Origin of the sequence: Frankia sp. AgPm24 (assembly GCF_023243055.1) — a bacterium.
Taxonomy (GTDB): domain Bacteria; phylum Actinomycetota; class Actinomycetes; order Frankiales; family Frankiaceae; genus Frankia; species Frankia umida.
This window is the reverse complement of record NZ_JALKFW010000224.1, coordinates 30,439-50,639: the sequence shown is the minus strand read 5'-3', so window position 1 is coordinate 50,639 and position 20,201 is coordinate 30,439. Positions and strand designations below refer to the sequence as shown.

Annotated in this window: 19 protein-coding genes; 9 read left to right on the top strand and 10 right to left on the bottom strand. The window is 72.3% G+C overall.

All coding sequences use genetic code 11. The features are described from left to right. The first annotated feature begins 109 nt into the window (after positions 1 to 109). Genes MXD61_RS27090 through MXD61_RS27080 form a run of 3 tightly spaced genes read left to right on the top strand, consistent with a single transcriptional unit; the run spans position 110 to position 3,314 of the window. The gene (locus tag MXD61_RS27090) at positions 110 to 1,534 is read left to right on the top strand and encodes a histidine kinase (RefSeq protein WP_248816249.1); all 1,425 of its coding nucleotides are present in this window, start codon (positions 110 to 112) and stop codon (positions 1,532 to 1,534) included. Next, the gene (locus MXD61_RS27085) at positions 1,522 to 2,322 is read left to right on the top strand and encodes a response regulator transcription factor (protein ID WP_248816248.1); all 801 of its coding nucleotides are present in this window, start codon (positions 1,522 to 1,524) and stop codon (positions 2,320 to 2,322) included. The genes MXD61_RS27090 and MXD61_RS27085 overlap by 13 nt, the downstream gene beginning before the upstream one ends. Beyond that, positions 2,319 to 3,314 carry a DUF4097 family beta strand repeat-containing protein gene (locus tag MXD61_RS27080; protein ID WP_248816247.1) on the top strand — a complete coding sequence of 332 codons (996 nt, stop codon included), beginning with the start codon at positions 2,319 to 2,321 and terminating at the stop codon, positions 3,312 to 3,314. The genes MXD61_RS27085 and MXD61_RS27080 overlap by 4 nt, the downstream gene beginning before the upstream one ends. 57 nt (positions 3,315 to 3,371) lie before the next feature. Here MXD61_RS27080 and MXD61_RS27075 read toward each other — a convergent pair whose 3' ends face one another. After that, positions 3,372 to 4,154 carry a sporulation protein gene (locus tag MXD61_RS27075; RefSeq protein ID WP_248816246.1) on the bottom strand — a complete coding sequence of 261 codons (783 nt, stop codon included), beginning with the start codon at positions 4,152 to 4,154 and terminating at the stop codon, positions 3,372 to 3,374. A gap of 280 nt (positions 4,155 to 4,434) precedes the next feature. On the opposite strand from MXD61_RS27075, the gene MXD61_RS27070 reads away from it, so the two are divergent. Continuing rightward, entirely contained in the window at positions 4,435 to 5,004 is a 570-nt protein-coding gene (locus tag MXD61_RS27070) for a hypothetical protein (protein ID WP_248816245.1), read from the top strand. 532 nt (positions 5,005 to 5,536) lie between these two features. Here MXD61_RS27070 and MXD61_RS27065 read toward each other — a convergent pair. Next, on the bottom strand, positions 5,537 to 6,520 hold the full coding sequence (locus MXD61_RS27065) for an aldo/keto reductase (protein ID WP_248816266.1): 984 nt from the start codon (positions 6,518 to 6,520) through the stop codon (positions 5,537 to 5,539). A 308-nt stretch (positions 6,521 to 6,828) separates the two neighbouring features. On the opposite strand from MXD61_RS27065, the gene MXD61_RS27060 reads away from it, so the two are divergent. The 3 genes from MXD61_RS27060 (at position 6,829) to MXD61_RS27050 (ending at position 10,359) form a co-directional block, all read left to right on the top strand. Continuing rightward, positions 6,829 to 8,433 (top strand): TerD family protein, encoded by a 1,605-nt coding sequence (locus tag MXD61_RS27060; RefSeq protein WP_248816244.1) that lies wholly within the window; start codon positions 6,829 to 6,831, stop codon positions 8,431 to 8,433. Positions 8,434 to 8,435: 2 nt separating this feature from the next. Continuing rightward, entirely contained in the window at positions 8,436 to 9,113 is a 678-nt protein-coding gene (locus MXD61_RS27055) for an AIM24 family protein (RefSeq protein WP_163550206.1), read from the top strand. A gap of 70 nt (positions 9,114 to 9,183) precedes the next feature. Then, on the top strand, positions 9,184 to 10,359 hold the full coding sequence (locus MXD61_RS27050; protein WP_248816243.1) for an AIM24 family protein: 1,176 nt from the start codon (positions 9,184 to 9,186) through the stop codon (positions 10,357 to 10,359). Here the strand turns inward: MXD61_RS27050 and MXD61_RS27045 are convergent. After that, positions 10,290 to 11,258 (bottom strand): DMT family transporter, encoded by a 969-nt coding sequence (locus MXD61_RS27045; protein WP_248816242.1) that lies wholly within the window; start codon positions 11,256 to 11,258, stop codon positions 10,290 to 10,292. The two genes, MXD61_RS27050 and MXD61_RS27045, sit on opposite strands and share 70 nt — an antisense overlap. A 341-nt stretch (positions 11,259 to 11,599) precedes the next feature. Between MXD61_RS27045 and MXD61_RS27040 the strand changes: the two genes are divergently transcribed. Then, positions 11,600 to 12,520 (top strand): hypothetical protein, encoded by a 921-nt coding sequence (locus MXD61_RS27040; RefSeq protein ID WP_248816241.1) that lies wholly within the window; start codon positions 11,600 to 11,602, stop codon positions 12,518 to 12,520. A 211-nt stretch (positions 12,521 to 12,731) separates the two neighbouring features. Here MXD61_RS27040 and MXD61_RS27035 read toward each other — a convergent pair whose 3' ends face one another. Then, on the bottom strand, positions 12,732 to 14,069 hold the full coding sequence (locus tag MXD61_RS27035) for a hypothetical protein (protein WP_251080694.1): 1,338 nt from the start codon (positions 14,067 to 14,069) through the stop codon (positions 12,732 to 12,734). Between the two features lie 220 nt (positions 14,070 to 14,289). On the opposite strand from MXD61_RS27035, the gene MXD61_RS27030 reads away from it, so the two are divergent. Further along, positions 14,290 to 14,997, top strand: coding sequence for a metal-dependent hydrolase (locus MXD61_RS27030; RefSeq protein WP_248816239.1), 708 nt, complete (start codon positions 14,290 to 14,292; stop codon positions 14,995 to 14,997). 73 nt (positions 14,998 to 15,070) lie between these two features. Here the strand turns inward: MXD61_RS27030 and MXD61_RS27025 are convergent, their stop codons facing one another. The 6 genes from MXD61_RS27025 to MXD61_RS27000 all read right to left on the bottom strand — a co-directional run bounded on the left by MXD61_RS27025 (position 15,071) and on the right by MXD61_RS27000 (position 20,192). After that, complete coding sequence (locus MXD61_RS27025) at positions 15,071 to 16,270, bottom strand: LLM class flavin-dependent oxidoreductase (protein ID WP_248816238.1); 1,200 nt, start codon at positions 16,268 to 16,270, stop codon at positions 15,071 to 15,073. Between the two features lie 56 nt (positions 16,271 to 16,326). Further along, positions 16,327 to 17,646 carry an LLM class flavin-dependent oxidoreductase gene (locus MXD61_RS27020; protein ID WP_248816237.1) on the bottom strand — a complete coding sequence of 440 codons (1,320 nt, stop codon included), beginning with the start codon at positions 17,644 to 17,646 and terminating at the stop codon, positions 16,327 to 16,329. 156 nt (positions 17,647 to 17,802) lie between these two features. Continuing rightward, positions 17,803 to 17,997, bottom strand: a complete 195-nt coding sequence (locus tag MXD61_RS27015) for a hypothetical protein (RefSeq protein WP_248816236.1) — start codon at positions 17,995 to 17,997, stop codon at positions 17,803 to 17,805. Positions 17,998 to 18,203: 206 nt separating this feature from the next. Then, positions 18,204 to 18,593: a superinfection immunity protein gene (locus MXD61_RS27010; RefSeq protein ID WP_248816235.1), complete on the bottom strand. Its 390-nt coding sequence runs from the start codon at positions 18,591 to 18,593 to the stop codon at positions 18,204 to 18,206. 466 nt (positions 18,594 to 19,059) lie between these two features. Beyond that, positions 19,060 to 19,710, bottom strand: coding sequence for an anti-sigma factor (locus MXD61_RS27005; protein WP_248816234.1), 651 nt, complete (start codon positions 19,708 to 19,710; stop codon positions 19,060 to 19,062). Beyond that, positions 19,707 to 20,192: a sigma-70 family RNA polymerase sigma factor gene (locus MXD61_RS27000; RefSeq protein ID WP_285223400.1), complete on the bottom strand. Its 486-nt coding sequence runs from the start codon at positions 20,190 to 20,192 to the stop codon at positions 19,707 to 19,709. Before MXD61_RS27000 ends, MXD61_RS27005 begins: the two co-directional genes overlap by 4 nt. Between the last annotated feature and the right edge of the window lie 9 nt (positions 20,193 to 20,201).

Below are 20,201 nucleotides of genomic sequence, written 5' to 3'. Positions count from 1 at the left end.
ATCTACCTTCCGAGGTGTCCGGCGAATCGTGCCGGGCCCGCCGAGAACTGTCGGTGCCCGTTGGGCCGCACCATCGGCGGGGGAGGTGGCGACGTGAGGACGGGCGGCTATGACAGGTGTGGTCGAGGAGGGTGACGCCCCTACCGGGGCGCGGCGGGTGGGCGGTGGGATCCGGGCGTTGGCGCGCGCGACATACGCCGGGCCGGCGTGGTCGGCCACGGCGTTCACGGCGCTCACGGGTGTGCTTGCCGTGCCGGTGTTCCTGACGGTGCTCGTACTGATCGTCGTGGGTGTGCCGATGCTGCTGGTCGCGCTGGTCGGGGTGCCGCTGATCTGGGCCGGGCTGGTCACCGCCCGGCTGGCCACCCGGGTGGACGCCTGGCGGTTCGAGACGATGCTGGGTCGACGGCTCCCGCTACGCGCCTCGCCCGCCCCTCCACCGCCGGCCGTCGGCGCCGGGGCGCGTCTCGACACCCGGTGGCCCGGCGGGTTCAGGCTGCCGGACCGGGTCGGCGGGGAGCTGCGGCGACTGCGTTCCGGTGGCAGCTGGCTGGATGCCGGCTACGCGCTGGTCGTCGTCCCGCTGTTCGGCTGGCTCGGTGGCTGGCTGCTGTTCGTCGCCTGGGGCGGCGGGCTCGCGTTCGTGTTCTTCCCCGCCTACGGGTTCACCCTCACCGCGGGTGACCGTGTGTTCGGCCAGGACCTCGGCTACGGCGGCTCGGTGGCACTGCACGTCGGGCTCGGCGCCACCGCGCTGCTCGCCGCGCCCTGGCTCGCCCGCGGTCTTACCGCCGCGCACTATCAGCTGGCCCGCTGGCTGCTGTCCCCACGCAAGGGGGAACTCCTGGCTCAACGGGTCGAGGATCTCACCTCCAGCCGGGCCGGGATGGTCGCCGCCGCCGCCGCCGAGCGTCGCCGCATCGAACGGGACCTGCACGACGGCGCGCAGCAGCGGCTGGTGGCCGTCGCCATGACCCTCGGACGAGCCCAGGCCCGCTTCACGCAGGATCCCGACGGCGCCGCCGGTCTCGTCGCCGAGGCCCACGCCGAGGCGAAACGGGCGTTGGCCGAGCTTCGTGACCTGGCCCGGGGCATCCACCCGGCGGTGCTCACCGACCGCGGCCTGGACGCGGCGCTGTCCGGACTCGTCGCCCGCTGCCCGGTGCCGGTCAGCGTCGACGTGGACGAGGCCACGACTCGGCACCGCGACCCGGACGCCGAGGCCGTCGCCTACTTCTTCGTCGCCGAGGCGTTGACCAACGTGGCCCGCCATGCCGATGCCACCCGGGTCAGCGTCACCGTGCGCCGCGCGTACGCGGACCCGAGCACGCCGGGTCAGGACGCCACGCGCCCGGGGATGGGGCGACTCGTCGTCGAGGTCGCCGACGACGGCCGCGGCGGTGCCGGCGAGCGGGGCGGTACCGGCCTGGCCGGCCTGCGGGACCGCGCCCGCGCCGTCGACGGAACGTTCAGCCTGACCAGCCCGCCCGGGACCGGCACGACGCTGCGGCTGGAGCTGCCATGCGCATCATGATCGCCGAGGATTCGGTGCTGTTGCGGGAGGGCCTGATCCTGCTGCTCGAGGACCTCGGCGTCACCGTGACGGCCGCGGTCGACGAGGCGGAGGGGCTGCTGCGCGCGGTCGCGGCCGATCCGCCGGACGTCTGCGTCGTCGATGTCCGGCTGCCCCCGACCTTCGTGGACGAGGGGATACGGGCAGCGCTGGTGCTACGCCGGCAGTGGCCGGCCGTCGGCGTGCTGGTGCTCTCGCAGTACGTCGAGGAACGGTACGCGGTCGATCTGTTCATCGCCGAAGGCAGCCGGTACACCGGCCGGGACGGCCGTCACCACGGCGGCGTGGGCTATCTGCTCAAGGACCGGGTCTCGGACGTCGCAGACTTCCACACGGCGCTGGCGCGGATCGCGGAAGGTGCCACCGTGCTCGACCCCGAGGTCGTCACCCAGCTGATGATCCGCACCCGCCGGGCCGACCCCCTGGCCGCCCTCACCCGCCGCGAGAACGAGGTCCTGCGCCTGATGGCGGAGGGACGCTCGAACGCCGGGATCTCCGCCGCGCTCGTCATCACCGAACGCGCGGTCGAGAAGCACGTCACCGGCATCCTCGCCAAGCTCGGCCTACCGGCGGCCGAGGACGATCACCGACGGGTGCTCGCCGTCCTGCGTTACCTCGACTCGACCGATGGCCACGATGTCACCTCTTCCCCCGGCGTCAGTCCCGGTTCCCCCGGCATCAGTCCCGGCCACAGCGCCGGCACCGGTTCCGGTGACTCCCGGCCGCATCCGCAGGAGGCCCCACGATGACCGATCCCACCGGCGGCCCGGCTCTCGACCACGACCCCGTCAGCCGCGGCTCCGGGCCCGGCTCCGGCTCTGGGCCCGGCAGCGGTGCCGTCCGGCTCGCTGACTCCGCCCTTCGTCCCGGTCCCGACCGGGACGGGAACGGGGCAGGAGCGCGGCCCGGGCGGGTGCCGGCGCTGCTCGTCGGCGGCCTGATCGCGGTCGTCCTCGGGGCCATCTTCGGGATCTCGGTGGTCACTGGAACCAGCGGCCGGGAGGTGCGGGTCGAGAGCCGGGTCCTGCCAGCGTCGGTGACCCACATCGACATGACCGCCGACGGGGGCGACGTGGCCCTGTACGGCCCTGGCGTCAGCGCCGCCCGCGGCATCGTGTTCCCCAGCGGCACATCCACGTCAGCGCCGTCCGGGGCAGCGCCGTCCGGGCTGGTTCTGGTCGCCCGTCTCAGCGGCGTCGTGCGGATGCCCTCCCTCGACATACGGATCACCGGTGACACCGCGCGGGTGTCCAGCCGCTGCTCGCGGTGGGGTCTCTGGGACTGCGGGTCCGCCTACTTCCTCGCTGTTCCGTCCGGGCGGAGTGTCACCCTGCGAACGTCCGCGGGGGACGTGAGCGCGACCGGTCTCGACGGTCCCGCCCGGCTGCGCACCTCGGCCGGCGACATCGTGGTCACCGGGTCGCGGGGCACGGTCGACGCCTCCAGCGCGGCCGGTGACGTGCGCGTGCTCGACTCCCGGTCCCGCTCCGTGCACGCTCTGAGCTCGGCGGGCGATCTGACACTGGAGGCCGCCGAGGCACCGGACGACCTGGACGCCCAGAGCTCGGCCGGTGACGTGCGCGTGCTGCTGCCCGCCGACTCCCCGCCCTATGCGACCGACGTGACCACCTATGCCGGAGACCGGGACATCACCATCGGGTCCGATCCGCGAGCCCGTCGTCATCTCCGGGTCGCTACCGCCGCCGGCGATGTGACGGTGCGCTACCGTCCCGTGTCCTGAGTGGCCCGCGGCCCCGGGGAGCGTTCGTCTACCGGGGCCGCGGGACGCAGGTCCGGTCTAGCGGAACCAGCCGCGGCGGCGACCGAGATGTTCGAGCTGCTGGTGGAGCAGACCGCCGAGGGCCTGGCGGTCGAGGTCGTGGTGGGACAGGCGGAAGCGGGTGAGCTCGTCGCCGCCCGAGGACAGCAGGCCGCCGCGGCGGTCGGCCTCGAGCACGACATCGGTGCCGGCGCCGTCGACCAGGAAGGTCACCTCCAGCTCGCGGATCCGCCGGGCGTAGTCACCGGAGGGGCGCAGTTCGATCTCCTGGTAGAACGGCAGATCGGAACCGTGCAGGCGACCCTTCTCGACATCGGCGGAGTGGAACTGGAAGCCCAGGTCGCCGAGCGCGGCCAGCACCGCCTCCTGGATCGGCAGCGGATGCACCTCGACCGGGTCGAGATCACCCGGGTCGACCGCGCCGGGAATCGCGAGCTTCGTGCGCACCCCGATCTTCATTCCGCGCAGCTGCCAGTCACCGACCGTGGTGATCGGGGTCTGCCACGGCACGGCCAGCTCGAACCGACCGCCGATCCGCTGGCCGGGGGCCACCGTAAAGCCACCCCCGACCTGCTGGGTACCGAACGTCACCTGCTCATACCAGGTGGAGTCGTCCCGCTCGACCTCGACGGTGGCCTCCAGCGAGACGAGCACCTTCTCGATCTCCTGCTCGACCTTCCCGCCGACGATGTTCGTCACGCCGGTGACGACCGTGCCCGGCTGGGTCTGCGGCCGGTCCAGCACCGTGTCCACCTCGGCCGCGCCCACCCCGAGCCGCGACATGAACCGCTTCATCACCATCGCCGTTACTTCCCTCTCGTCCCGGCCTCATCGCCTGGCTGTCTGACCGTCTGGCTGGCCGTGGCCAGGCCACGGCTGGCCGCCCGGTCGCCGGCTCGTGCCGCTCGCCCACGTCCGCGCATGCCGCGTCGACGGCTGTCCCGAGCCGTCATGGTCAAGCCTTTCATGCCAGGCCGCCGGGACGGCCGAACCGTCGCCTTCAAGACGGTCCGTGACGAAGACGACGGAGGCTGACGGGTGGGGCATCCGCCTGCGGTCAGAACCGGTACCATCCCGCTTCGTGACCTGCATCGTCGGTGTACAGAAAGACGGCCGGGTCGTCATCGGTGGGGACAGTGCTGGCGTGGCCGGCTGGTCCGTCACCGTGCGTGCGGACACCAAGGTGTTTCGCAACGGTGAGTTCCTGATGGGCTTCACCGACTCGTTCCGGATGGGCCAGTTGCTGCGGTACAGCCTCGTGCCGCCCGTCCCGCAGGACTGGGATCTCGACCGGTTCATGTCGACGGAGTTCATCGCCGTGGTCCGGGACTGCCTGCGCGACGGCGGCTTCGCCCGCAACGAGTCGGGCAACGAAAGCGGCGGGCTGTTCCTGGTGGGTATCCGCGGGCACCTGTACCGGATCGACTCGGACTACCAGATCGGCCGCAGTGTCGACGACTACTACGCGATCGGCAGCGGCGACGAGTACGCCAGCGGCTCGCTGCACACCACCGCCGGCCTCGACGCCGACGAACGGGTCCGGCTGGCCCTGGAAGCCGCCGCCCACCACTCCACCGGTGTCTGCCCGCCCTTCCACTACATCACGTCCGACGACGTCTACGCCCCCGACGGCACCGTCCGCGCCCCCTGACCCCGGCGGCAGCGGCAGCACGCGCGGGCCAGGCCAGTTCCGCGTCGCCCGGAAATCCGCGCCCCCCGGGTGTAGCGGGCGGGCTGGCTGGCTGGCCGGCCCACCACACCCCGCAACCGACCCCCGAGCAAGATCCGCCTACACGGGTCGTTGTGGGGGGCAAATCGGACGCGAATACCCCCACGACGACCCGTGTGCATCCTGCACGCCCGCGACCCCCGAAAACGACGCCACGGAACGTGACCATGGTGGAGGGGCGGCGCCGCGTCGCGGCTGGGTGAGATCGTCGACGGCGAGTTCGGCGCGGATGCGGCCCACGATCGTGCGGTGGGCCGCACCGGTCCAGTAGCCGGCCGGCTGGCGGGCCAGTTCCTCGTCCGGATGGGGCGTGATGTCGGTGGCCATGGGTGCTCCCGCCGGCGACGCCCGGCAGCCCGTACCGCCGGGTGGCAACGTCGCACTGTCGTCGGGCGGTGACGCTAGAACATGAACGTGGGTTCAGGTCAACAAGGGCCCGCGGGGGCGGGCGCGGTCAGCGGCGCAGGGCCTGGGTGGCGAGGGCGGTGGCAGCGGCGCGGCCGGCCACGGGGGTGAACCGCTCCGAGGCGGTGGTGAGCGCGGCGTACTCGTCGTCGGCGAGGGTGATGTCGGCGGCCGCGGCATTGCTCTCGACCTGAGCGACACTGGACGCCCCGGGGATCGCGATCACCTGGGGATGGTGGATCGCCCAGGCCAGGGCGATCTGTGCCGGCGTCGCGTCGTGGGCGGCGGCGACGTCGCGCAGGGTGTCGAGCAGGGGCACCACCCGGTCGAGGTTCTCGGGCAGGAACAGCGAGTTGGCGGAACGGACCCGGCCGGCGGGCCGGTGGGTGGCGGAGTAACGGCCCGACAGCAGGCCCTGGGCCAGCGGGCTGTAGGCGATGACGATCCGGTTTTCGGCCGCGGCGAACTCGAGCAGCGCGGCGCCCCGGCGGGGCCGGGCAAGGCTGTACTCGACCTGGTTGGACAGCACCGGCGCACCGAGCGCCGCGTCCGCCTCCTGCCAGCGTTGCAGCGAGTAGTTGCTCACGCCGACGTCCCCGACGAGCCCGACGGTGCGCAGCGCCCGCATTCCCGGCATCGTCCACCGGTCGCGGACCAGCGGGTTCGGCTGGTGCACCTGGTACAGGTCCAGGTGACGGACGCCGAGCCGGCTCGCGCTGGCGACGGCCCGCTGCTCGACGACGGCCGCCACCGGCAGCACCGGCATGATCTTCGTCGCGAGGTACACCTCCTGGAAGGTGCCGGCGGCGAGAGCCGCGCCGAGGATGCGTTCGCTGCGTCCGAAACCGTATGCCTCGGCGGTGTCGAACACGGTGATCCCGAGTTCGAGCGCCCGCCGGACGACCTGGGCCGCGCCCTGGTCGGCGTATTCGCTGCCGTAGCCCCACTCCCGGGATCCGAACTGCCAGGTCCCCAGGCCGATCTTCGACAGGCGTTTCGGGCTGCTGCTGACGCTGTGCTCGACGTGGCGCATGCGTCCAGTCAACGCCACCGGTGCATCCAGTGGCGAGACGGCTGCCGTCCGAAGTGATGTGAACGGGCGTGCGCGACGCAGCCAGCGGCCGGTCGGGCCGGGCTGGGCGAAAACGCGAGGTGGGGTGGCCCGGGCGCGCGCACAACCGGGAGATGTGGTGGGTGTCCCGTCCACGACAGGCCCTGGATGGTCGGCGTGTGCCGTGGGGCCGGTGGGTAGCTGCTAGTTTGCCCGCAGGTCCGGCGAACATCCGGGCATGGCGTGGCCCGGCGGCCCACGGGCGGCGGCAGGCGAGTGAGGGGAGTGCCGTGGTCACCCAGTTCAGTCGCGGGCAGAAGACCCAGCTGTCGGCAGTCACCCCGAACACCGACCTGTACGTCGGCGTGCAGATCAGCGCGCCGGGGGAGTGGGACATCTCCTGCTTCGGGCTCGACACCGGTGACCGGCTCTCCGACGACCGGTACTTCATCTTCTTCAACCAGCCGTCCTCGCCGGAGGGCTCGGTCCGCCAGGTCGGTCCGCAGCCAGGCGACAGCCAGGGATTCCAGGTCAGTCTGGACCGGGTGCCGGCGTCGATCGGCCGGCTGTCGTTCTGCGCCGCCCTCGACGGGGCTGGCAGCGCCGCGGCCATCTCCTCCGGCTACCTGCGCATCGTCGCCGGCGGGGTGGAGGTGCTGCGTTACGCGTTCACGGGTGCCGACTTCACCAGTGAACGTGCGGTGATGATCGGCGATGTCTACCGCAAGGGCGTGTGGCGGGTCGCCGCGGTCGGCCAGGGTTTCCAGGGCGGGCTCGCCGAACTGATCCGCTCCTACGGCGGCGAGGTCGCCGACGAGCCCGAGGCCGCCGCACCGCCGCCGCCCCCACCCCCGGCCCAGCCGGTCCATGACCGGCACAAGGCACAGCCGCCCGCCGCGCCGCCGCCACCCCCGCCGCCGTCCGGTGGCCAGCCGGGCTATGGAACGCCACCCGGCCAGCCGGGCTATGGAACGCCACCCGGCCAGCCGGGCTATGGCGCCCCACCCGGCCAGCCGGGGTACGGCACCCCCCCAGGTCAGCCGGGATACGGCGGCACCCCACCGGGTCAGCCGGGTCAGCCGGGCTACGGTGGCCAGCCCGGTTACGGCGGTCAGCCGGCGCCGGGCGGGCAGCCGGCCTACGCCGGCGCGGCGGCGGGTGGCATGCCAGGCGGCCAGCCGCCGGTGCCCGGTGCCGGGTTCGGTGGGCCGGAGCCGCTGCCGTCGCAGGTGCAGCCGACCCAGCCGGGGGCGCTCAACAGCCTCGCGCCCTACCGGGAGCGCCCGACCGCCGGTCGCTGGACGCAGCAGAACGGCAAACTCGTCAAGGTGACCCTGGGCGAGGACGCGCTGGCGCTGCGCGGCGCCATGGTCGCCTACCAGGGCGACGTGGAGTTCGACTACAAAAGCGGCGGCCTGCGCGGCATGATCGAGGGCAAGCTGACCGGTCAGAAGCTCAAGCTGATGACCTGCAAGGGCGTCGGCGAGGTCTTCCTCGCCCAGGACGCCGCCGACCTGCACATCGTGGAGCTCGGCAGCTCGTCGTTGTGCATCAACGCCAACAACCTGCTGGCCATGGACGCGACCGTGCGCACCGAGGTGCGCCGGATCGAAAGCCCCGGCATTCCCGGTGGCGGCCTGTTCCATTTCGAGGTGTCCGGCCCGGGGTCGGTGGTCGTCATGACCAGGGGCACGCCGATGACGCTGCCGGTGGCCGGACCGACGTTCGCCGACATGAACGCCCTGGTCGCCTGGACGACGGGGATGCGGGTCAGCGTCTCCACCCAGGTCCGGATCTCACGTCAGATCTACGCTGGCAGCAGCGGAGAGGCACTGGCCCTGCAGTTCATGGGCTTCGCCGGGCACTTCGTCGTCGTCCAGCCCTACGAGGTGTGAGCATGTACGGCAGCCTGATGGACCACTACGGGCCGACGCCCGTCATGGAACGGATGAGCAAGCACGGCTCCAAGATCGTCAAGGTGGTGATGAATCCCGGGCAGGACCTGTTCGCCCGCACCGGGTCCATGATCGCCTACGAGGGTCTGATCGACTTCAACCCGCAGCCCCCGCAGCTGGGCCGGATCGCGTCCTCCTGGGCGACCGGCGAGGGTGTGCCGCTGATGACCGCCACCGGGCAGGGCCTGCTCTACCTGGCCGACTACGGCAAGGAGGTCATCGTCGCCCAGCTCGCCGGCGAGGGCCTGTCGGTCAACGGCAAGAACATCCTGGCGTTCGACGCGTCGTTGCAGTGGAACATCGAACGGGTCCGGGGCATCACGATGCTGTCCGGGATGGGCATGTTCAACGTGGTGCTGCGCGGCCACGGCTGGGTGGCGCTCACCGCGAAGGGCAACCCGATCGTGCTCGACACCCGCGAGGCCCCGACCTTCGTCGACACCGACGCGCTCGTCGCCTACACCGACGGCCTCCAGGTGCAGCCGCGGCGCACCGCGCGCCTGGGCGGGCTGATCGGGCGGGGCTCCGGCGAGGCGTTCCAGCTCGGCTTCTCCGGGCAGGGTTTCGTCGTCGTCCAGCCCAGCGAGGACGAACGCCCCACCATGTCGCTGCGGGGTTAGCGGACATGCGCCGCGGCAACCGAATCCAGTGGATCCCCTGCCGGCCGGGGACGGCGGAGAGGACGAGGACATGACGCAGGGTGGGTACGGCAATCATCCCGGCGGACCAGGCGGCTACCCCGGCGGGCCGGGCGGGCCGGGCTATCCGCCGCCCGGGCAGGGCTATCCGCCGCCTCCGCCCGGGCAGGGCTACCCGCCACAGCCTCCGCCCGGGCAGGGCTACCCGCCGGGAGGTCAGGGGCCAGGTGGCTATCCGCCGGCCGGGCCAGGCCAGGGCTATCCGCCTGGGCCGGGCCAGGGCTATCCGCCTGGGCCAGGCGGCGGCTACCCGGGTGGGCCCGGAACGCCACCCGGCGGGCCGGGTGGGCCCGGGGGAATGCCGCCCGGCGCGGGCGGACCAGCCGGGGGGATTCGCTCCAGCCTGCTGGACAATCCCGAGCGGCAGTCCAACGAGCCGTTCTCGCTGCAGAACTCCAAGCTGCTACGCGCGAACCTGGGCCCGAGCGGCATGCGTGAGTTCTACGCCCGCAAGGGCGCCATGGTCGCCTACCAGGGCGGCGTGAACTTCGACGCGCACTGGGAGGGCTGGGGCGGGCAGTTCCGCAGCTTCTTCAGCGGCGGTGAGGGCCTGAACCTGATGAAGGTCTCCGGCTCGGGCAACGTCTTCCTCGCCAACCAGGCCCAGGACATCCACCTGCTCGACCTCGACGGTCGCGACGGGCTGACCGTCGACGGCAAGAACGTGCTCGCCTTCAGCACCGAGCTCAACTGGGACCTGGTCCGCGTCGACACCCAGGTCGGCATCGCCGGCGTCGGGTCGTACCAGATCGAACTACGGGGCGCCGGACGGGTCGCGGTCTGCACCTCGGGTGCGCCCCTGGTGATGCGGGTGACCTACCAGAACTACTACTTCGCCGATGCCGACGCGGTCGTCGGCTGGTCGGCGGGCCTCCAGGTGAGCATGCAGGCGGCGGTGACCTCCTCGTCGGTGTGGCGGCCGCGGGGCAACACCGGTGAGAGCTGGCAGATGCAGTTCAGCGGCGACGGCTACGTCATCGTCCAGCCGTGTGAGCTGTTGCCGCCGTACAACGCGCTGGCGGGGGCCGGTGCGGCCGGCCACTTCGGATTCGGTGACCAGGGCTTCCAGGGCAACCAGCTGGGGGGCCACGGCGGCGGTCAGCAGGGTGGGCCCGGCGGCGGGTTCGGCAACCTCGGCGGACTGGGCGGCCTGTTCGGCAACCGCTGAGCGGGTGGCTGGCGCGGCGCGGTGCGTCGTGGGCGGGGCAGGGCGGCGGGGCGGGACAGCAGATACACGCCGCTGATCACGAGTCCCGCCGCGACGACCACACCTGCGGTCACCCCGGGTTGCCGAGGTGTGGGCACGTCGAACACCGACAGGCCAAGCGCGTAGGCCGCGGTCGGATTGGTAATGGTCATCGCGGTGATCGCCGCGGCCAGCGGGCCCACCGCGAAGGCCGCCTGACCCAGCCACAGGCTCGTCAGTGTGACCCCACACAGGGCATATGCGGGCCAGCGCGTGACTGTTGCGTGCAACCCGTTTGTGAGGGTTACGTCGGTGGTCTCTTTGAGCAGGAGCGCGCTCAGCGCGTAGAGCAGGCCGGCCGCGGTGCCGAGCAGCGCCGCCCGCGCCGCCGGCCGCCGCGCGTACGACACCCCGACCAGCGTGACCACCGCGACCGCGATCGCCGCGGTGGCGATCACCATCCGGGTCCGGTCCAGCGGTGCGTGCGCGGGCGGATGATCCTGCACGGCGAGCAGCAGAGCGAGCCCGGCGCAGATCGCCGCGACCGCCCACCAGGCCGTGCGGGCCATCCGTAGCCGGGTTCCGACGAGCGCCAGCGGGAGCGCGAAGACGAGCTGGGTGACCATCAGCGGCTGCACCTGCGTGAGCGTGCCCAGGTGCAGGGCCGCTGCCTGCATGAGAAATCCCGCGAGGTTGAGCAGCCAGCCCACCAGCCACAGGGGCCGGGTCACGAGGTCGAGGAAGTGGCCTGGTCCGGGTACGACGGCCCGCGCGTCGTCGTCGGCGACGTAGTGGCTGCGTGCGGCGGCGCGCTGCTGCACCGCCGCGGACGAGGCCAGCAGGAACGCGGCGAGAAGCGAGAGTGGAACGAAGGTGGGCACCGGCGACCGCGGCAATCAGAGGGTGACGCGACGGTGGGAACGTGCGGGTCCGGACGACCGGGACACATCGACCGGACCGGAAATGGTGGACACGATGGCGCGAATGTACCGGTCCGGCGCCGGCCGCGGGGGTAACCACGAACACCTGGCCAGGGCATGCACCCCCCGATTCGGCTAACCGTCGCGGTGTGAGCGCATCGGGCTGTACCCGGGCCATCCCTTCGTACCGTGTCAACTGCCCGCAAGAACCATGACGACGCGGGACCGATCGGGCCTGGACGCCTCTGCCAGAAGTAACGGGGGCGGGTCCTCGGTGACCTGTTCGGGGGGGAAGGACGGCGATGTTGACGCCGGCAATGATCCTGCTGGGATTTCTCGTCGCGCTCGCGGCGGCGGAGCGGCGCTTGCGCCGACGGACCGCGAGGACGGCGCTCCCACGCCACTGTCCACCAGAAGACGTCTCCACACGCGCGCAGCCGTCCCAGGACGGCGCACCATCTGACCCGCGACCCACCACCGGGAGTTCGAGCGAGGGTGCCTCCTCGCTGGCCAGCGTCTCGCTGCCGGCCAGCACCTCGATGACGACGACCCTGACCCCGTCGGTCACCGAGGTGATCTCGCCCGCTCTCGCGGCGGAGGTGGCACCGGGTAGCGACACCGGTTCGCTCACCATCCCGATGATCAGACGTGCCGCCCTGCCCACCGCGAGCACCGGCACCATCCCGGAGGGAACGCCCGAGCGGCCAACGACGCCACCGGCATCGACGCCAGCTGGGACACCGCCGACGACCGCCCCGACGACCGCCCCGACCCAGCGTCCGTCGATCCCGGCGCTGCCGCACCGACAGCGACCGCTGACGCCGCCGACCGTCCCCGGACAGCGCCCGGCGATACCACCGCGACTGCCCCGACAGCGGCCACCGGGCGCCGCGCTGCCGCCCTGGCATCCCTCCTTCCCGACGCTGCCACCCCGGTCCGCGCCCCGGCCCGCGCCACCCACGGCCGGCCAGCCCTCGGCGCACCTGCCAGCGCGGCCGCCACGTCGGCCGGGATCCTCGGGGCCGGGTCAGCCGCCCAAACCGTCCTCGGGTATCCCCCCGCGGCCGGACATCCCGTCGCAGTCCGGTCCGCCGGACGCGGCCGCCCGCGGGAACTTCGCCCCACGGGCGATCAGTCCACGCCAGCCCCGCTGCCTGCGTCCGACGCTGGTGCCGCGGCGGCGTACCACCTCGACCCCGGTCACCGGCAACGACGCCGGCTGACCTCGCCCACCGCCCGGCCGCGGCGCCGTCCACGGCGACCGCCGGTGCGGCCTTGATGTCCGGACGCCCTGCCCCGCCGTCCGGCGGCTCGTCCAGGGCCGAAAACGTCCTCCCTCCTCGTCGAACCTGGCGGGGAGGGAGGACGCCGGGCTGCGCCGAAGAGCTCGGGGTCCAGCCGAGGAGCTCGCGGCTGCGCCGAAGGGCTCGCGGGTCAGCCGGCAGGCTTGCGGGTGATCCGGTAGTGCAGGACGAGAAACGGAATACCGAAGATCGCGAAGGCGTGTTCGGCGCGTAGCTCACCGTCGACGGTGTGGACCTCCAACGTCTCGGCGAAACCATGGACGGCCAGCGCCGTCAGCCGGCCATCCGAGGAGTCCCGGGTGGCCAGGTAATGGCCGGGATGGTCGAGTTCACTGCGACTGGTCAGGACGAGACCCCCACCGGGCCGGGCCTGTGGCACCAGCGTCGCGGTGAAACTGGCCTGCGGCAGCGGAAAGCCGACACTGACATAGCCACGGTCGCCGAACCGGTACGTCGTGTAGATGCCGACGTAGATCGGCTCGTCGGTGTCGGCGAACGAGCGAATCCAGCCGCGCACCGCCACCGGAGCCACCGCCTCCGACCCCACCGGGGCTGAGGCCGGCTGACCGGAGACCGGCTGGGCCGAGCCGGGCGGGGTGGCCGCGGGCAGGGTGATGGTGTCGATGCGGCTGTGGATGCCGCGCTGGGTCTCACGCTGGTTCATCGGCACGTTCGCCTGCCCGAGCGGGCGGGCCAGCAGCGTCCGGTAGAGCAGGTAGCCGGGGCGCACCCACATCCGCCAGCGCGGCTCGATGTCGAGGGCGAACCGAGTGGTGTGCTCGTAGAACTCGCGGACCAGCGGGTCGACGCCGGCGGGGTCGAACTCCGGCCCGGCGAGTTCCCCGAGATCGGCGACGATGCCGACGTCGGCCGCGGCAGCCTCGTACCGTCCGCCCAGCTCATCGGCCAGATCCCGGATGTATCCGGTGCCGACCCGGCGGGCGGTGGCCTGGCGGGGCACGACGAACGGGAGGTCCGCCGGGTCCACCCGCTCGGCGAGCAGGCTGACCTGGGCGTCCCGGAAGAGCAGCGCCGACAGGGTGCGCCAGCTCGCCATCGTCGTCGCGGCGACCACCGCGCCCGGCACCGGACGTCGCCCGGGCAGCCGGGCCGCACCGGCGCCGAGGGCCGCGCCGAACAACGGTCCGAGCAGGACCTTCTGCGGACGTAGCCCGAGCAGCCCGGCCACCGAACCGGTCGCCGCCCCGACGGTGCGCGGGCTCGCACCGGTGACCTGCTCGGCGGCCCATCCGACCGGGGCCATCAGCGCCGCGGCCGTGGCGATCCGCTGCCAGAGCGCGGGGATCTCCCCGGGTCGCTGCCGGGTCCGGGCCAGCGCCTCGGATGCCCCCAGCGCCACCCCGCCGGCCAGCGCACCCGCCGCCGTGGCCCGCCGACCGCGGCCCGCGGCCAGCGCCGCACCCGCCACACCCCCGATGGCCACGGCCGAGCCGACCGCCACCCGCAGGTCCGGTCCGGGCGGGTTCGGCTCGGGCGGGTTCGGCTTGGGCGGGTTCGGCTCGGGGATGCGTCCCGTCTCGTCGACCGTCACGGGCACCAAACTACGACCTGCGTGGATACCGCCGGATGAGGTTGGACAGGTGCCGTCCGTGGGCGTTGCCCGTCGTGCGACCGGCGGTGGGCGCTAAAGTCCCCCGCGTGCTGATCGGTGAGGTCGAGTCGCGGTGATGGGTCGGACGCACGCGTTGAGCGGGGCGGTGCTGTGGCTGGCGGCCGCCCCCCTGCTGGCGCGGGAGCAGTGGTGGGGGTCGCACGCGTTGTCGCTGTCGACCGGGCAGGTGATCGCCGGGGCGGTGGTGGCCGCGGGCGCGGGCCTGCTGCCGGACATGGACCATCCGTCGGGACGGATCGCGGGGACGCTCGGGCCGATCTCGCGCCAGTTCTGCCGGTGGGTGAGCCGGCTCAGCGGGGGGCATCGCCATGCCACCCACTCGTTGCTGTTCGCCTTCGCCATGGGCTACGCGATGTCGATGTTGGCCATCCATTTTCGCTATGGCTGGTGGGCGGCGCTGTTCATCCTGGTCGGCTTCGGGCTGCGTGGTCTTGGTCTGGACTTCGAGGGCCACGAGTTCTGGTCCGGACTCAAGGACTGCGTGACGGCCGCCGGCGCGGTCTGGGCCATGCACGACCTGGACATGGGCTTCGCCGGTTACCCCGTGGCCATCGGCTGCCTCGCCCATCTGCTCGGCGACTGCCTCACCCCACGCGGCTGTCTGCTGCTGTGGCCGGTGCCCTGGCGGATGGAGACGGTGCTGGTGCCCCGCACCGACGGCCGGGTGGAACGGCTGGTCGTCGTGCCGCTGCTGGCCTGCGCCGGGGTCGTCCTGACCGTCCAGGTCCTCAGCGGCGGCGCGCTCTACCACTGGGTGCGCTGACCAGCGGGAAACGAACCGATCCGCGGGTGATGTCGGTTCCGCGGGTGGTGTCGGTTCCGCGGGTGGTGCCCGGTCAGGCGGTGGCGTAGCGGTTCGCGGGGCGGGCCAGGCCGAGGTGGCCGCGCAGCGTGGTGGCGGTGTAGTCGGTGCGGAACCGGCCGCGCGCGGCGAGTTCGGGGGCGAGCTCGCGGGTGATGGCCCGCAGGTCGTCGGGCAGGACGGCGGGACGCAGCCGGTAACCGGTGATCCCCGCGTCCTGCCAGTCCAGCAGCAGGTCGGCGAGGTCCGCGGGCGTCCCGGTGAAGATCCGAGCGTCGGAGCGGTACGGCTTGTCCAGCCGCTCGTCCAGACAAGCCCGCCGGGCGGCGGCGGCCTCGGTGGTGCCGGCCAGCAGGACGTCCAGATCGGCGAAGACCTGCACGGTCTCACCGCCCCGACCGGCCCGGTCCTGCTCGTCCCGGACCTCGGCGACGATCGACCGCGCGTGGTCGGCGTCCAACGGGGTGACGTGGACGATGTCGGCGGCGCGGGCGGCGAACCGGTACGGGACACTGGCGTGCGCCAGCGCCGTGACCACCGGCTGGCCCTGCGGCGGGCGCGGGGTGATCGACGGGCCGCGCACGTTGAACCAGCGGCCGGCGAACTCGATGTGGTGCAGCTTGTCGCGGTCGACGAACCGCCCGGTGGCGACGTCGCGGATCTCCGCGTCGTCCTGCCAGCTGTCCCACAACCGGCGCACGACCTCGACGTGGTCGGCGGCCTCGTCGAACCAGTCGACGAGGAGCGCCTCGTGCTCAGGGCTGCTGCGGTTGCCCAGGGTGAGCGTCACCGGCGCCCGCCGGCCGAGGTGGGGGATCTCCCCGGGCCTGCCGAGCTGAACCCGCCAGCCCGCGCGCCCGGCGCTGACGTAATCCAGGGTCGCGATGGCCTTGGAGATGTGGAACGGTTCGGTGGCCAGCGCCGACGTGCTCGGTACCAGCCCGATCCGTGAGGTCGTCGGCGCCACCCGGGAGGCGATCAGGACCGCGTCCAGACGGCCCTGGACCCGGTCGGTGCGTCCGTCCGGGCCGGAGAAACGGGCCGACTGCAGCGCGAGGGCGTCCTCGATCGTGACGAAGTCCAGCCGGCCGCGTTCGGCCTCGGCGACCAGCTCCGTCCAGTAACCGGCGGTGAACAGGTCCGCGGGCCGGGCGTTCGGCTCGCGCCAGGCCGCCGGATGCCATCCCGCTCCGTCCAGCGCGGCGGCGAGATGCAGCGGAGCCGATCCGGTCATGAGGTCCTCTTTCGATCTGGCGTCGGTACGCCGGCTCGGTCAGGGTGGCGGAGGGGTCAGCCGACGTGGCCGCGGCGGCGCCACTCCCTGGCGAGCAGTTCGTACGAGCGGACCCGGTCGGCATGCTGGTGGGTGATCGTCGTGATGGCCAGTTCCTGGGCGCCGGTGGCCTCCAGCAGCTGCTCGAGGCGGTCGGCGACGGTGCTCGGCGAACCGACCAGCTGCGTCTCGGTGCGGTCGACGACCAGATCCCGGTCCTCGTCGGTCCACACATGCGCGGCGACCTGCTCCGGGGTCGGGAACCGGATGGCGCCCGCGCCCGTGCGGATGCTGCGGACCCACAGGCCGTAACCGGCGGCGAGGTGGGCGGCCCGGGCGTCGTCCTCGGCGACGACGACGTCCGCGGAGACCGACAGATGCGGCTCGGCCAGCTCGGCGGAGGGCCGAAAGGCCTTGCGGTAGGCGTCGACCGCGTCCAGCACGGTGCTCGGGCTGTGATGGTAGGACGCGGCGAACCGCAGACCGCGTGCCCCGGCGACCTCGGCGCTCGACCCCCCCGAGGCACCCAGGATCCAGACCTCCACGTCCGCGCCCTCGCCGGGGCTCGCGTGCGCCTCCTGGCCGTCCGGCGAACGGTACGTCCCGGCCAGCAGCGCCAGGATCTCGTCGACCTGTTCGGCGTAGTCCTGGCTGTAGGCGCCGGGTTGTTGGAGCAGCCCCGTGATCAGGTTGATCTTGGCGGGGGACAGCAGCTTCGAGATGTCGACCTGCCTGGGCAGCAGCAGGCCGTTCGCGGCCCGCGCCTCGACGCTGTGATCGCCACCGCCGCGCGAGGCCCGGTAGGCCTCCAGCACACTGACGGCCGCCGCGTCACGCTGCTGGGACGCGGCGCCGTTCGCCGACCCCGCCGACTCCGCCGACCCCGGGCCGTTCGGTGAGCTCGCGGAACCGCTGGCGTCCGGCGAGTCAGGACCGGCCGCGGGGCCCTTGCCGGTCGCGGGTGTCGCCCCGCCCGGGGACGCCTGGGGTGGACGTCGGCCGAAGGACCGCCCGATACCGAGGTCGAGGCGACCTGGGTGCAGCGCCGAGATCAGGCCGAACTCCTCGACCACCGACAGCGGGGTGCGGTGGCCGGCCTGCACGCCGGCCGACCCCAGCCGGATGCTCGAGGTCGCGCCGGCGACCAGGGCGATGGACACCGTCGGCGACGAGCCGAGCACACCCGGATTGAGATGGTGCTCGGCGAACCAGTAGCGGTGATATCCGAGTCGCTCCGCGACCTGCACCAGGTCGACGGTGTTGCGCAACGCCGCGCCGCTGGTCGAACCATCACTGAGCGGAACGAGGTCGAGGACTGCCAGGGGAATCGCACTCATGGCTGGACCCTTCTTCGGCGGGCGGGAAACTCATGGCCTCGGGACGTGTCGCCGAGGGAACAAGACCGGCGCCGAAGGTGCGACCGCGTGGCGGGCTTCGCACGAGGCCGAGGGGCACGACCCCAGGAACACGGCAGATGACCGGGACGGCGCAGGTCAGACGAACTGGTGGTGGCGGTGGGAGACACGGCGACGCCAGGCGGCGCCCTGGCCGAGGCGGGGACACAGCGCGCTGGACGAGCGAAGCAGGTCGATCTGCAGCCGCCGGGTCAGGTGCCGGTGAGCCTGGCGGAGACGCCGATGGCCGGCGGGCGCGGGGAGCCGGCCGGTGGGGGAGGAAACCGTTGACATGGTCCTCCCTTCCCACGGCCGAGGCCCGACGGCTGGCCTGACCTCGCCCTACCGTTGCTGGGCAGCATCACCACCTGCGCCGGCCCGACTGGTGGACGGCCCATCCGCGTGGCGAACCTGATCCCGTCACGAACGTAACCCGCTGCCGGCACCTTGTCTACGGACTTGGTGGGGTTCGAGGCGCGGCTGAAGCGGCGGCCGGTGGTTCAGGACGGCGGGAACTGCCCGCCGGACGGAGGCTGGTACTGCGGGTCGACCGGAGGATTGCCCTGCCCCGGCTGCCCCTGCCAGTACTGCTGGGGATGGGACGGGTTCTGCTGCTGGTACGGGGCCTGCGGATGCCACTGCTGGGGCCCGCCCGGGCCGATCGGTGGCGGCGGCGGCGCTGTGCCGGGATGGACCTGCACGTTCTGGGGCCCGTGGTTCGTGCTGACCGCGAGCGCGAGAGCGACCACCCAGCCGACGAGTGTCCACCCGAGGAAGATGTTGATCACGAGGACCGATGCCGACTGGCGTCCCCGGACCAGGGCGACAATGCTCGGAAGCACATAGAGCACCACCGCTATGAGAATGAAGAATATCCCGGCTGTCTTCACGGAAATCCCCCGATCTTCGTGTGTAAGGAACGGTGCTCGTCGCGATCCAGGCAGTCGATCGTACGGTCGACAGAGTAACACGATCGTTGCTTTCGGCACCCACTCCGTTTCTGTCGTGACTATCCGCGACCATCGTTGTTGTCCAAGCTGTCGGTCGGCGGCGCCCGAAGCTGCTGGTCAGCGACTTGTCTAGGCACGGTTACACCTGCGTGGACGCACCACCTCCCGTCGAGTCGTCACGGATCGAGCACTGGGATCTTGTCGCGGGCGGTAACCGGCATGTGTTCCTTCAGGAGGGCAGGGTCCGCTCCAGGCGGACCCTGGCCATCGTCTCCCAGCGCTATCTGCGCTCGGTCTACGGCGGCATCCAGTGGCGGGCCGCGTGGGAACGGGTCTGCTGGGCACCGATCGGAAACTCATCCCGATCCGGATTGACGGCTGCGACCCGGATTGACGGCTGCGACGTCTACGCGCCGCGCCGCGGGTGTGCGACGGCGAGCACCAGGCCGTCACGGTTGACGGCTCGAACCACGTCGATGGCGTCCGTCTGGATCGAGCTCGCCCCGACGACGCTGGCCTTCGACGTCGGCGTCGACGACCAGCTGGCCGCTCTTTCCGTCGTGCCGTTGATGCTGGCGACCTCCAGGGCGAAGGGGCCGCTGCCGGGAAGACTGGTGAAGGCCGCAGCCAGCGACGTTCCCCATGGTTTCGAGGTGAGCGTGGCACGACCGGTGATCGTCGTGCCCGCCGCGGCGACGAAAGAGACTGACTGCCCCGTCGGCGCGTTGGCCGCGGGACTGTTCACGACGAGACCGATTCCAGCGCACAGGACGAGCACGGCAGCGACCGCCGCGAGGCGCCAGGAGCGGGTTCGGCGAACCGACCGTCGTTCGGCGCGCACCCGCTGGAGCAGATCGTCCAGGGAGCGTTCACCGCCCCCCGCGGGGCCCGGCAGACGTCGGAGCAGCGCGGGAACCGACGCGGTCTCCTCGAGTTCGGCGCGGCAGCCGGGGCAGCCGGCGAGATGGGCGTCGACGGCGTTCCGGTCATCGACCTCCAGACCGCCCAGGACGAAGGCCCCGAGCAGGAACCTGACCTCGTCGTGCTCGGGTGTCATCGACCGACCCCCATCTCCTCGAACGCGTCACGCAGCGCGCGGATCGCATAGTAGGCACGGGACTTGACGGTGCCTTCTGGCAGCGAAAGGCGGGCCGCCGTCTCGCGTACGGTCCTTCCCTCGTAGTACAGCTCCTGAACGACGGCCCGGTGCGCGGGCGAAATACGATCCAGCGCTTCCGTGACCACCCACGCCTCGATGGCCTGGCTCACGTCGTCGACGACGGGCACGGTCGCCACGACTTCGCCGCCGTGGTCGACAAGGGACGGCCGTCGCCGCTCGGCCCGCCAGGCGTCCGTGATGACATTTCTGGCGATCGTGAACAGGTAAGAACGAACTCCGTCGGGCCGGAGCGAGTCGAGATTGCGCCAGGCTCGCAGCAGCGTCTCCTGCGCGATGTCCTCGGCGCGGTGACGGTCGTCGACGTGTTTGCCGATGAACGACAACAGCACCCTGTGATGGTCCCGGTACAACCGGGCCATCGCTTCCTC